At 69.0% G+C, this 11,879-nt stretch carries 12 protein-coding genes and 1 pseudogene; 8 read left to right on the forward strand and 5 right to left on the reverse strand.

What is annotated here, in order from left to right; translation table 11 throughout:
- Window positions 1-89: 89 nt before the first annotated feature.
- Both AB0L95_RS41000 and AB0L95_RS41005 read right to left on the reverse strand, forming a co-directional pair.
- Window positions 90-1,028, reverse strand: coding sequence for a site-specific integrase (locus AB0L95_RS41000; RefSeq protein ID WP_365171626.1), 939 nt, complete (start codon window positions 1,026-1,028; stop codon window positions 90-92).
- Window positions 1,029-1,343: 315 nt separating this feature from the next.
- On the reverse strand, window positions 1,344-2,168 hold the full coding sequence (locus AB0L95_RS41005) for a recombinase family protein (RefSeq protein ID WP_365171628.1): 825 nt from the start codon (window positions 2,166-2,168) through the stop codon (window positions 1,344-1,346).
- An 89-nt stretch (window positions 2,169-2,257) separates the two neighbouring features.
- Here AB0L95_RS41005 and AB0L95_RS41010 point away from each other — a divergent pair, with 89 nt between their 5' ends.
- From AB0L95_RS41010 to AB0L95_RS41030, 5 genes are read left to right on the forward strand one after another with little or no spacing between them, the layout of a single operon-like run.
- Entirely contained in the window at window positions 2,258-3,478 is a 1,221-nt protein-coding gene (locus tag AB0L95_RS41010) for a site-specific integrase (protein WP_365171630.1), read from the forward strand.
- Window positions 3,456-4,451 (forward strand): hypothetical protein, encoded by a 996-nt coding sequence (locus AB0L95_RS41015; RefSeq protein ID WP_365171632.1) that lies wholly within the window; start codon window positions 3,456-3,458, stop codon window positions 4,449-4,451. Before AB0L95_RS41010 ends, AB0L95_RS41015 begins: the two co-directional genes overlap by 23 nt.
- On the forward strand, window positions 4,448-6,619 hold the full coding sequence (locus AB0L95_RS41020; RefSeq protein WP_365171634.1) for an integrase: 2,172 nt from the start codon (window positions 4,448-4,450) through the stop codon (window positions 6,617-6,619). Before AB0L95_RS41015 ends, AB0L95_RS41020 begins: the two co-directional genes overlap by 4 nt.
- Complete coding sequence (locus AB0L95_RS41025) at window positions 6,616-7,041, forward strand: hypothetical protein (protein WP_365171636.1); 426 nt, start codon at window positions 6,616-6,618, stop codon at window positions 7,039-7,041. Before AB0L95_RS41020 ends, AB0L95_RS41025 begins: the two co-directional genes overlap by 4 nt.
- Window positions 7,042-7,075: 34 nt before the next feature.
- Window positions 7,076-7,993 carry an alpha/beta hydrolase fold domain-containing protein gene (locus AB0L95_RS41030; RefSeq protein WP_365171638.1) on the forward strand — a complete coding sequence of 306 codons (918 nt, stop codon included), beginning with the start codon at window positions 7,076-7,078 and terminating at the stop codon, window positions 7,991-7,993.
- Between the two features lie 139 nt (window positions 7,994-8,132).
- On the opposite strand, the gene AB0L95_RS41035 is transcribed toward AB0L95_RS41030, so the two are convergent.
- Window positions 8,133-8,411, reverse strand: a complete 279-nt coding sequence (locus AB0L95_RS41035; RefSeq protein ID WP_365171640.1) for a hypothetical protein — start codon at window positions 8,409-8,411, stop codon at window positions 8,133-8,135.
- Between the two features lie 257 nt (window positions 8,412-8,668).
- Here AB0L95_RS41035 and AB0L95_RS41040 point away from each other — a divergent pair, with 257 nt between their 5' ends.
- Window positions 8,669-9,466 (forward strand): maleylpyruvate isomerase family mycothiol-dependent enzyme, encoded by a 798-nt coding sequence (locus AB0L95_RS41040; protein WP_365171642.1) that lies wholly within the window; start codon window positions 8,669-8,671, stop codon window positions 9,464-9,466.
- A gap of 35 nt (window positions 9,467-9,501) precedes the next feature.
- On the forward strand, window positions 9,502-9,624 hold the full coding sequence (locus AB0L95_RS41045; RefSeq protein ID WP_365171644.1) for a hypothetical protein: 123 nt from the start codon (window positions 9,502-9,504) through the stop codon (window positions 9,622-9,624).
- Between the two features lie 59 nt (window positions 9,625-9,683).
- Here AB0L95_RS41045 and AB0L95_RS41050 read toward each other — a convergent pair whose 3' ends face one another.
- Window positions 9,684-10,568 carry a fatty acid desaturase gene (locus AB0L95_RS41050; protein WP_365171648.1) on the reverse strand — a complete coding sequence of 295 codons (885 nt, stop codon included), beginning with the start codon at window positions 10,566-10,568 and terminating at the stop codon, window positions 9,684-9,686.
- A 566-nt stretch (window positions 10,569-11,134) separates the two neighbouring features.
- Here AB0L95_RS41050 and AB0L95_RS41055 point away from each other — a divergent pair.
- Window positions 11,135-11,309 (forward strand): annotated as a pseudogene (locus AB0L95_RS41055) (IS5/IS1182 family transposase); the annotation flags it as partial.
- A 262-nt stretch (window positions 11,310-11,571) separates the two neighbouring features.
- Here the strand turns inward: AB0L95_RS41055 and AB0L95_RS41060 are convergent.
- Window positions 11,572-11,879: DNA-directed RNA polymerase subunit alpha C-terminal domain-containing protein (locus AB0L95_RS41060; RefSeq protein ID WP_365171646.1), on the reverse strand; the 308-nt coding region annotated here is incomplete at its 5' end.

The following is an 11,879-nucleotide window of genomic DNA, read 5'->3' on the forward strand; positions in this document are numbered from 1 at the left end:
AGACACGGCCCCACCCTACGAACTCCAGGCCCTCATCGACGCGGTCACTACCGGACACGGCATTGACCTCTACCTCCGGATTTAACGAACTACCGGTAGGTGGGTGATGTAGGACCTGTGCAGTGAGTGGAACTCCAGCGCCGGGTCCAGCCGAGGGCGTCGCGGTAGGCGGCGAAGCGGGAGTCCAGACGCTGGAGTCCGACCCGCGGGCCCCGCTCGGAGGGCCAGAGAGCCGGACTGGTCGAGTGCCGCATCCCCGGCCGGACCTCGCTGATCCATTCCTCGACCGTGCCAGGTGTCCAGTGCCGGACGGTCAGCACGCTGCGGCGCTTGGGCGGCGAGCCCTTCTTCGCCTTGCCATAGCGGACCAGCAGTGTGCCGTACTCCCCGAACTCCCGCCCCTGCGGGTTGCGGCCGAAGTCGGTGAGGTTGAGCATCCGGGTCTCGTTGCGCCGTAGCCCGTAGGCGTACGTGGTCTTGAACAAGGCCGCGTCACGGAAGGCCGGCAGCCAACCCTTGCGGCCCTTGCCGCGAACGCGCAGAACCTCCTCGTCGGCGTGGTCGAAGAACGCTTCCAACTCGGGCCGGGTGAAGGCCCGTCGTTCCGGCCCGCCCTCAGCCTCGTCCGCGTGCGCGGCCGCATTCCACTCGTAGACCACCTGGACCGGATGGGTGCCGAAAAGCCGCAGGCACTCGTCGGTCCAGCCGTAGGCCGGGTTGGTCAGGAAGTCGCAGAACTGGCGTACGGCGCCCTGGTAGTTGCGCAGGGTGGAGCGGACGCAGCCGTGCACGGCCCTCAGGTCGGCCGACCATTCGTCGACGTGCTGCGGCGTGCACTGCCACGGCATCGCATCGGTATGGCGGGTGAAGGCTCGGACCGTACGCTCCTGATCGCCGACGTACCCGGGCGAGAGATTGCGGGCGAGTTGCTGGTTGCGCCGGCCCTTCAGCATCGCCTCGAAAACCTGCTCGTCCGGCCGGAGCGTCGGCAGGCCGTCGATCAGATGCAGCCGAGCAGACCCCAGCACGAGACCGTCCCCACCCATCCGTCATCACTCTCCGCCTATCGCATCTGGTGCGAAAATCTCGCATCAGATGCGACCCGGGGGCGTCTTCACAGCTCAATCGCCCATGGAGTGACGGACTCGCATGGGCACCACCGAGACCGCTACCGTGGTTCCGTGCGTTGCCGAAGCCAACGCTCCTGGTAAGACCGCTTACTCACGGTCCCAAGCCCGTCTGCAGGACGGGTGTCGCCTATTCGCATCCGATGCAATTGGCGTCGGTAGGTACAGCGGTTAGCGCTAGGCCGGTGATCACGAGCTTGATGCAGGTCGCGGGGGCTACCGCAGCTCGGTGTTCGGGTGCGGCTGGGCCTGGAGCCGTTCGCGCAGCTCGATCTCCTCGGCCTTGAGCGGCTCTCCGGGCTGGCGGATGCGAAGTGGCTTGGGCCGATGGGGCAGGCCCTCGTCCACCGCGGCGGCCTCGGCTTCCGCGAGCGCCCGGTAGAGCGAGGCGACCGACGGCGACTTGCCCGCGTTCTTCCCGGCCTTGATGGTGAGCTTCTTCGCGATGTCGGGGACAGGGACGCCCTTGTCCTTCAGCGCGACGGCGAAGGTGAGCATGTCGTCGTCGATGACCTTCGGCCGTCCGCCGTGGTTGCCCTTGGACGCGGCGATGACCTGGCCTTCGAGGGTCTTCTCCCGGATGTAGTTGCGCTCAATCTGCCCGGCGACGGCGAGCACGGCGAAGAACGTGGCGCCCATGCCGTTGGGGTCGTAGATTCCGGTGAGCGGGCCGGTGAGGAGTTCGAGCTGGATGCCGCTGGCCTGGAGCTCGGCGGACAGCGTCATCAGCTCGGCCGCGTTGCGCGCGAGACGCTTGAGCTCGTGCACCGTGAGGATGACGGGCGTCTCGGGGGCGGCCTCCTTGAACTGGTGGGCCAGGGCGAGCGCCTTCTCCAGTTCGGGCCGGACCTTGACGCGGGTGCTGATCTGCTCCTTGAAGACCTTGTGGCACTCCGCGCGGTGGAGTGCTTCGAGCTGGCTCGCCAGTTCCTGCCGGGCGGTGGACGTCCTGGCGTTAGCTCTGCGGTTTGAGTGTGTCTCGTGAGGGTGAAGTTCTGTCCCCCGTATGAGTGTTAGCTCTTGCTCTGTCTCGTGTCTCACTCCAGGTTCGTCCTGTGATCCTGCACTACTTCAGTTCCGCCGGGTGGGAAGAGTAGGGCCTGTACGAGCGGCCCGCCATCCGGGAGATCATGCCCGTCCTCATCGACGAGGACCTCTGCTTCGAGGACTCTGCGGGGCCTCGGCCGACGGTGGTGATGAACCTGTGGCTCCGGAAGTTACCGGTCAGCGGGGCGCCGTCACCGAAGTCGTGGCGGACGTACGCCCAGGCGCTCAAGGGCTGGGCGGAGTTCCTCGGCGCCCGCCGGATCCCGGTCTTCGCTGATCGGCAGCGGCTTCGGGATGCGTTGTCGATGTACGCCGAGTACCGGCTGTCCGGGCCGCTGGAGGTGCGGCTGAGTCCGGCGAGCTGGAATTTGGCGGTCAAGACGCTCTCCTCCTTCTACCAGTGGGCGGCGGCCGAGGGGCACGCGCCGACGGTCCCGTTCTCCTACGTGCGGCAGTCGATGACGCGCCCGGACGGTGCGCACGTGGAGGTCACCAGGAACCTGGCGACGGTGCGTACGGGCAACGCGCACGCGACGCGGAAGTACCTGGAGAAGTCGTACGCGGACCTGCTGATGCATGCCCTTGCGGGCAACGACCCGGCGGGCGAGAGGGACGTCTCGTTCCGGGGGCGGGAGACCGGCCGCAACGCGGCCGTGATCGGCCTGGCGCTGTCCAGTGGGCTGAGGTCACAGGAGTTCACACATCTGACGGTCTACGAGGTTCCGCCGCTGCCGCGCCGGCGCACGGCGGTGCCGGTGCTGCTGGTGCTCGCCGCGCCGACGGCGAAGGGCAGGAAGGGCCGGCCGACGTGGATCGGGTACGAGGGCCTGGCTCGGGTTCACGACTACATCGGCTGGGAGCGGGCCGCGGCGGTGGAGGGCTCGCGCTGGCGGCCCCGTGCCCCGCTGTTCGTCGAGGCCCCGACGCGCGACGGCGCGCTGATCAACGGAACGCGCCGCCGCTGGCACACCCTCACCCCGCCGAGCGGCTGCGGTTGGTGGCGGCTTGAAGCCTCCTGCACCAATCAGATCGCGGCGGCCGGCCGCGCCCACCGTCAGGCGCTGGAGGCAGCCGGCCGGGGCGCCGATCCGTCCGTCCACGGCGTCACCTTCGACAACCTCGCCTGGCTCTGGCTCCAGGCGGGCCCCGCGGAGGCGACAAGGGCCGTCGAGCGGTTCGGCAGAGTGGGCGCCGGTGTTGACCGGGCTGAGCTCGCGGCGGTTGAAGCGGCGCTGTTCCCGGCATCGGAGACTGCGTTCGCCTACCCTCACGCTGCTCGCGATGCGCACGGGCATCGTCCCTGACGGTATCGACGCCCTGCGACTCGACGACATCACCCGGACTTCGGCGAACACGGTGCTGCTCTCCTACCGCAAGGGCCGGACCGGGGATGAGGCGCTCAACCTGCCCCGTGATGCCGTGCGGCTGCTGGACCGCTGGTTGGAGCACTCGGCCCAACTCCGAGAGCATGCCGGGGATGTGATGGATCACCTATGGATCTATGTGGGCTGTGACGGACTCGGGCGGGGGCAGGGCAGGATCTTCGACCGCCCCCGCGGCCAGCGCCAGCGCCGGGCCTGGATGGAGTCCTCGGGCGTTCTCGACGGCGACGGGCAGCCCCTGCCGGTGCACGGCGGCCGGGTCAGGGCCACCTACCACCACCGGCGGGACCGCACGAACTGGACCGGCCGCACGACGATCGACCCCAACCACAGCGCCCGCGTGGAGGGCCATCACTACCTCAGCTCTCACACCCCGGCCCAACTGGACGCGCTGGAGGGCGTCATCGAGCAGGCCCAGGGCGACGTGCGCCGCAAGGCCGCCCCGCCGGTCGTGATCAACGGTGAGGACGCGGCCGCGTTCGCCGCGGACTTCCCACGCCGGGTCGAGGACGCCGGTCTGGACGCGGCGGCCATCAAGGCCCTGCTTTCCGGTGAGCAGGACATGTTCGTCGCCGCGTGCGCCAGCCCGCTCAACGGCCCGCACGCCCCGGCGGGAACCTTGTGTCCGGCCCGGCCGGAGGTGTGTCTGCTGTGTCCGCTCGCCGCGTTCGCGCCCCGTCGCCTGCCCAACCTGCTCAGGCTCAAGGAGTACTTCTCCCGGCAGGCCCAGCAGATGACCACCGTGCAGTTCCTGCGGATCTTCGGTCCCTACACGGCCCGCCTCGACGAGGACATCCTGCCCCGGTTCGGTCCGGCCGCCATCGAGGCCGCCACCCGGCAGAGCACCGAGATCAGCGCCTTCTGGCCGCTGCACCTGGAGGAACATCCCCAGTGACGACTGCCCATGCCTCTTCCCCGGCCCTGGCTGGGCGGCGCCCCTTCCACGGTCTGCCGGTCATCGAGACCGCCGGCCTGCGACGCGAGCCCGGCAGCCCCCGGCCCGTCTTCGACCAGGATGTCTGGGACCTGACCGGCCTCGCCGACGCCCCGGTGGTGATGACCGCACACCGCAAGATCCTGGACTTCGCCGCCATCACCAACCCCCGCTGGCGGCAGGTTGCCCGCGAGTACCTGATGGCGCGGATGGCCCCGCTCCATCCGGACGTGGCCGTCTTGCCGCAGGCGTTCCGCACCCCACTGAACCCGAACTCACTCTGGTCCGAACTCAAGCACCTAGCCCTGTGGTTCAACCACCTCACCGTGGTTGACGTCACCTCGCTGTCACAGGTCCGTCAGCATCACTGCGACGCCTATCTCGCGGCTGCCTCGCGCAGTGTCACCGACCCTGACCGGCTCCTGTCGCCCGCGACCACGGTGGCGATGGTCCGCATCCCACAGTTCCTCGTCCTCTATACAGAGATCCTCAGCGAATGCTACCAGCCGGGCTTCGCCCCGTGGCCGGGCCGCAGCGCGGACGAGGTCACCGGATACGTACGCAGCGACGAGAACCGGGTGCCGCCGGTCCCGGACACCCTGTTGCGGCCTCTGCTGGCGAACTGTCTGTACTTGCTGGAGACGATCGGCCCGCTGCTGGCGGCCGAGGCGGCCGCGGCCCGCACTGCCGACCAGCATGAGGCCGCCTCGCGGCGGAGCCTGCTGGTCACTGAGGTCGATGGCCTGCGCGAGGTCATCGAGCGACGGCGAGAGACCGGGCTTCCCGCTGCACGGGCCACTGAAGCGACCGTCACTCAGCGCTTGCAGCGTGGATGGGACCCGGGTGACCCGCTCCTGCACATGTCGTGGCATGCGCTCGTCGTTCAGGCAGCGGGAGCCATGGGGCACCGCAGGGACCTGGAGACTCTCCGTCCCGAACTGGAACGGTGGGTGAGTGAGTGCGGCCTTCAGCAGCCCTGGTGTCGCGATGCGGCACCGGTGCCCCGCCCCGATGACGGCACTTTGGTGCCTTGGGCTCTGCCCTTGGCCAGGCACCAACTGGATGCCACGGTCTATGTCGTCACCTCGGCTGCCTACTTCCTCACCTCAGCGCTTTGCGGGATGCGTTCCTCGGAGTTGGCGGAACTGACGAGCGGCTGCCGTCGGCAGGAAGAACGGCCCGCAGGCGGCACCCGCTACCGTTTGGTCTCCCGCCGCATCAAGGGCGAGGCGTTCGGGGGGACCGAGGACGCGTGGGTGGTCACCGAAGACGTGCACCGGTCCATCGCCATCGCCGAAGCCCTCACCGGCACCGCCCCGGGCGAGCGGCTGTTCGCCAAGGCATCCAACAACAGCGGTCGCCGCTATACGGCCTTGAGTTCCTGGGTGAACGGCGAGTACGGACAGCGGGTCGGGCTGGAGCCCATCCCCGACGGCCCGGTCAATCCCCGCGCCCTGCGGCGCACGCTCGCGATGGCCATCGCCCAGCGCCCGCACGGACTGATGGCCGTGAAACTACACCTCAAGCATGTCAGCGTCGCCACAGCCGAGGGCTGTGCCGCCCGCCCCGGCGGACACCAGGCCGCCTTCGCCGCCGAAGTCGCCGCCGAGGAAGAAGCCGAACATCTGCGGCTGACCGTCGCCGCCTACGAGGACTACCAGCGCGGCATCCTGCCCAGCGGACAAGGCGCCCGCGACCTCATCAGCGCCTTCAAGGCCGTCGACCAGGCCCTGGAGCGGCACGACGCCGGGCCGGTCACCGTCATCGACGACCGGCGCGTCGAGCGTGTCCTCAAAGCCAAGGCGAAGACCCTGCACCTCGGTGTCGGCAACTACTGCTGGTTCTCCGATCCGGGCAAGGCTTTGTGCCTGGAACTCGCCGGCACCCCGGACGCCGACGAACCCCTCATGGGGCTGTGTGACTCGGCCCGCTGCCCACAAGCCACCCACCACCCTCAGCACCGGCAGATCCGGGCCGCCCACGCCGACAACACTCAGGCAGTCTTCCTCAGCAACCCCAGACTCTCCAAACCTGAACGGGCCCGAGCCCAGGCCGCGTTCGACCGTGCCACCCGCATCGTCGCCGATATCGACGTTGCCGGCCACCCTGACCAGGAGCCGCGCTCATGATGCACAACCCCCAAGCGGAACCCAAGACCAGGATTCGGAACGCGATGCGGCAACTCCTCACTGGCCCCATTCCCGACGGGCTGAAGTGCGACGTCAAGAGCTTGTGCACCCTCGCAGGAGTACCGCGGGCCACGCTCTACCGCACCTACCCAGACCTCAAGGCCGAGTTCGACCGTCAGCGGACCGCCGCCCAGGAAGCCGGACAGCAGCCCGACCCACGCCTGGCTCAGATCGAACGTCTCAAAACCGAGGTTGCCACCCTGCGCGAGCGCCTGAGCAGGAAGAACACTGAACTGGACGCTCTGAAGGAGTTCCAGGCCACAGCTCTGTCCCGCCTCGCAGCCCAGCACGACGACACCACCACCCTTCGACGACAGCTTGACGCCACCCCGGCCGCGTCAGTCCGCACACTTCCTCGATAGCGTGGAGTTGAGACCCGAGTGATGAGGAGGGCGCGTGCGATTCGCGCTGGACGCACTGTTCGCTGACGTGCCCGCGGAGCAGGTCGATGAAGCTCGCGACTTCTACAAGTCGAGGGCGGCAGGCCGTGGCCCCAGCTCGCTGGAGGAGCTGAAGGAGGCCCGAGCGAAGAGGTCTGCTCCTCCTGCCGCCGATCCGCCTGCCATCGAAGAGACGATCGAAGCCGCGGAAGCGCGCGTCCCTGTCAGGATCTTCACTCCTATCGACGGTCCGCCGCGGGGCGTCTACCTGGACATACACGGCGGCGGCTTCTACATGGACTCCGCAGCGCGAGGAGACAAACGCAACCGCGAGCTCGCAGACGCCCTGTACCTCGCCGTTGTCAGCGTCGACTACCGGCTGGCCCCTGAGCACCCCTGGCCCGCGGCACCCGCCGACTGTGAAGCAGCGGCGCTCTGGCTCGCCGAAGAAGCTGATGCCCGCTTCGGAACGTCCCGACTTGCGATCGGCGGGAGCTCCGCGGGAGCCACACTCGCCCTGGCGACCCTGCTCCGGCTGAGAGACAAAGGTGCCGTTGGCCAGTTCACCGGCGCTGCACTCCAATTCGGCACCTACGACTTGAGCGCACGAACCCCTGCCGGTCGCCGCATCACGGACGAATACTTCATCCAGGCGTACGTCGGCCATGTGGAAGACCGCACTGTTCCCGACATCTCTCCCATCTACGGCGTTCTTCGCGGGCTTCCCCCAACGCTGCTGATCGTCGGAAGCGCAGACGTGTTGCTGGAAGACAACCTGGCGCTGGCAGGTCGGTTGTCAGCGGCCGGCAATGACGTCGAGCTCCGGGTCTACCCCCACTCACCCCACGGCTTCACGGGCCACCCCACGGCAATGGCCAGGACGGCGCTCAGCGGCGTCGAGTCCTGGCTGCGCGACCGGATTACCCAATCGTAGAACTGACCGCGATCCTCGAAGGATCCCAGTCCTAGAGCTCGATCACGTGAGACACGGCCTCGCGCACTCCCGCCGACGTGGGCGGCAAACCGTCAGGCGCACAGTCGACATGGATCGACCGGACACGTCTCATGCCAGGCTATCTGGCGTAGCCGATGCGGACCGGGCGCTCGGTGTGGGGCGCGGGAACCACGGCGAGCGCCGGGCCTTGCTTCCACGCGCGGCCCGGATGCCGGTCGGCGGGGACGAGTACTTCGAGTTCCTCGCGGAGCGCGGGAACGAGGGCGAAGCGGGGGGTGTGGTACTTCGCGGCGGTCTTCCCGCCCCGGGTGCGGCAGGCGCTGCCGGCGGGCGCGTCACAGTTCGGGCAGTCGTGACGTTCTACCGCCGATGCGGCCCGGTCGGGCGTGAGATCCATGCGGGCAGTCTCTCAGAAGTGCTGCGCACAACACGTCGGTTTCGAGAGGACTTTTGCGACCGGCCACCTGCGAAATGTGATCACCCTGGGGGCTCTCGCAGAACTCTCACAGATGAACATTTATGAGAATGACCGTGTGTGACGCACGGTCGGCGGCGGAGAGGTCCTTCATCGTCTCTCCGTGGTGGTGCGGGCCCGCCGGCGGCGGCTGTAAAAATCGCTGTCCGATTGTTGGAACGCAGTGATAGAGATTCAGGGTGACAACGACACTCGAGTTCCCCGTTCTGCTGCGACTGATCGACGAACGGTCGACCGCCTTCCGCGCCGCAGTCGCCTCCGCGCCCAGCCTCGACGTACAGGTGCCGACCTGCCCCGAGTGGACCCTGTTCGATCTGGCGCAGCACATCGGCGAGGGGCGCCGCGACTGGGCCGCGACCGTCGCCGCAGGGCCTGCTCCGGCCAAGTCCGCAGCGGAGGGCGCCCCGGCTGCGCCTCGGGAGCGCGAGGCCCTGCTGGCCTGGTTGGCGGAGTCCACGGAGCAACTGCTGGACGCACTGCGGAAGGCCGGCCCGGATCGCGGTTGCTGGACGTGGTGGGAGACGTCGCAGTCGCCGCAGACCTCCGGTGCCGTAGCTCGGCACCAGCTCCAGCAGATGGCGGTGCACACGTACGACGCCCAGATCACCGTGGGTGCCCCGCAGCCGCTGCCGGCCGAGGTGGCACTCGACGGTGTCGACGAGTTCCTGTCCACCTGCGTCGCAACGACGAGTGCCTGGCCACACAAGCCCGCTGTCGTCGACTTCCACGCCTCCGAGGGCCGCTCCTGGCGCCTCTCGCTCTCCGCCGACGGCGCACGGACCGCCCGTCTCCCCGGGCCCGGCACCATATCGGCCACCGCTGCCGACCAGGACCCGGACGCGGCCAACGCCTCTGCCTGGGGCACGGCCGACGAGCTGGTCCTCATCCTGCACGACCGTATCCCGATCAACTCCCTGAAGCTCCACGGCGACCGACGTCTCTTCGACCAGCTCAGCGCCTGGGACCCGGATGAGTAGGACGGGACGATGCGCCCCCTCGTACGCCCCGAGGCATGCCTCCCGTCAACGGCTACAGCCACGCCATGGTGGCCTCGGGGCCGCTGGGGGAGCAGACCGCCACGGCTGCGAAGCGGCTGACCAAGGGCGGCGGCCCACAAGCTGATCGGCGCGCCTGATCGGCACCTGACGCCGTCAGTTCTCCGCGTCGTCCACGACGAGCCGCCCGAGGGGCGTGTCAGGCTGCGGACTCGTGCGGACCGGCCGGTTCGGGCAGCAGCCGAGCGCTGAGACGGTCCGCGTTCGGCCAGCGAACGTCGTGGACCCAGCCCAGCTTCTCGAATACCCAGATCAGGCGGGCCGACGGGTCGAGCTGGCCCGGCAGCACGCCGTGGCGCGCACCCGTGGGGTCGGCGTGATGTGAGTTGTGCCAGCTCTCGCCGAAGGACAGCAGTGCGAGCGGCCAGAAGTTGGTGGCCTTGTCCCGACTGGCGAACGGGCGCCTGCCCGCGACGTGGCAGACCGAGTTCACCGACCAGGTGACATGGTGCAGCAGCGCCATCCGGATCACGCCGGCCCAGAAGAAGCCGGTCAGCGCACCGGTCCAGGTGCCAGTGACGAGCCCGCCGACCAGCGCGGGGGCCAGGAGCGAGACGGCGGTGAGTGGCCCGAAGAGCTGAGCGATGAGTCGCAGGTCGGGATCGGCGGCGATGTCGGGCGCGAACCTGGCCCGGTTGCTCAGTTCACGCTTCAGCATCCACCCGATGTGCGCGTGGAGAAGCCCCTTGAGCAGCGCGCGCGTGTCGGTTCCGAAGCGCCAGGGCGAGTGCGGGTCGCCCTCGCGGTCGGCGAAGGCGTGGTGGCGTCGGTGGTTCGCCACCCATTGGACCGGCGAGCCCTCGACCCCCAGCGAGCCCGCGACGGCCAGGGCGATGCGCAGGCCCCGCTTTGCCTTGAACGAGCGGTGCGTGAAGAGGCGGTGATAGCCGACCGTGAGGCCGAAGCCGGACACGAGGTAGGCAACCACGGCCATGCCGACGTCCAGCGCGGACAAGCCCCGTCCCCACGCGAACGGGACCACGACGATCAGACAGATCAGCGGGCCGACGACGAAGATCCACATCGCGACGCCCGCCGCAGCCGTCTGCGGGGCGTCGAGCAGCGGCTTGACCCCGGCCGCGGTGTCGGCGTCGCCTTCGGCAACGGCCTGTTCAGGACGGTCAGCTTTGCTCGGGTTCATCGGTTCCTCGCCGTTGCTCGAGCCTTTTTCGGACGGGGTACCGGACCCACCCGGATCACGCGCGCGTGCGCGCGCTTTCGAGCGCGCTCGGCGGCCCACGGCATACGATCGCACCGGTCGGCATCCGCGCAGGTCGTCGCTCATGTCCGGCGTATGAACGTCGCGGGACTGAATCTCCTTCACGTCCTGGCGGGAGCTTCAGTCCTCGTCGGGTCCGGAGCTGACGAGGAGAAGCCTGCCAGGCACCCATGGCGGTGGCAGTGGGTCAGAACCACGGATGCGAATCCACGAACCCTCAGCGGCCCGCGACGATCGCGCAGGTTCGGGTGCCCGGGCCGTAAGCCGCTGCCGGACCGGCAGGTGCTGTGCGGCTCCTGTACGTGATGCACACGGACATTCAGAGGGGGTTCGCGGTCGAGTCGGCCGGCCCACGCCGCAGGGCGGTCTCGCTCTACGCTGACCGCTGCTACGACCACGACTACCGCCAGGGAGGTTCGCGCGCGCGGCACAGTGCCCGTCATCGCACGGCGCGGCACCGAGCATGGCAGTGGCCCGGGGCTTTACCGGTGGGTCGCCGAGCGGCCACTTGCCTGGCTGCACGCCTTCCGCCGGCTACGCGTGCGCTGAGAACGACGAGCTTGTGCCTCGGGGTACAAACGGGTGAGAGCGCGTCAGGCGGCGTTCTCGGCCGCACTCGGGGGGACACTCGGGGGGACGGATAGCAAGACACGGTAGAGACGGCAGCCGCCTTCGCCATCTTGATCAGGCTCGGGGGCCTTGGGCGTCTGCGTCTCCGCCGATGGGCCCTCGGGGGGCCGGGAGCGATCGGCCGGCGCTCATCGCCGGCTCCTCTGCCTTCCCGGCTCCCCCTGACCCGACGCAGCGTTCAGTACTGCTCGGTCTCCACGAAACCGGTGCTCGCATTGTCGTCCGCGTCGAAGGCAGCGGCGGTCGGGTCGAATCCGGGCGGGCTGTCCTTCAGGGCCAGGCCCAGGCCGGCCAGCTTCGCCTTGACCTCGTCGATGGACTTCGCACCGAAGTTGCGGATGTCGAGCAGGTCGGCCTCGGAGCGCGCCAGGAGCTCACCCACGGAGTGGACGCCCTCACGCTTGAGGCAGTTGTAGGAGCGGACCGTGAGCTCCAGCTCCTCGATCGGCAGCGCCAGGTCGGCAGCCAGGGCGGCGTCCGTGGGGG

Origin of the sequence: Streptomyces sp. NPDC052036 (assembly GCF_040680495.1) — a bacterium.
Taxonomy (GTDB): Bacteria; Actinomycetota; Actinomycetes; order Streptomycetales; family Streptomycetaceae; genus Streptomyces.

Bases quoted from the DNA above. Each gene is read 5' to 3' on its own strand.
- AB0L95_RS41035 (WP_365171640.1), bottom strand. From the start codon at position 8,411: ATGGATCTCACGCCCGACCGGGCCGCATCGGCGGTAGAACGTCACGAC.
- AB0L95_RS41010 (WP_365171630.1), top strand. From the start codon at position 2,258: ATGCCCGTCCTCATCGACGAGGACCTCTGCTTCGAGGACTCTGCGGGG.
- AB0L95_RS41015 (WP_365171632.1), top strand. From the start codon at position 3,456: ATGCGCACGGGCATCGTCCCTGACGGTATCGACGCCCTGCGACTCGAC.
- AB0L95_RS41025 (WP_365171636.1), top strand. From the start codon at position 6,616: ATGATGCACAACCCCCAAGCGGAACCCAAGACCAGGATTCGGAACGCG.
- AB0L95_RS41050 (WP_365171648.1), bottom strand. From the start codon at position 10,568: ATGTGGATCTTCGTCGTCGGCCCGCTGATCTGTCTGATCGTCGTGGTC.
- AB0L95_RS41045 (WP_365171644.1), top strand. From the start codon at position 9,502: ATGCCTCCCGTCAACGGCTACAGCCACGCCATGGTGGCCTCGGGGCCG.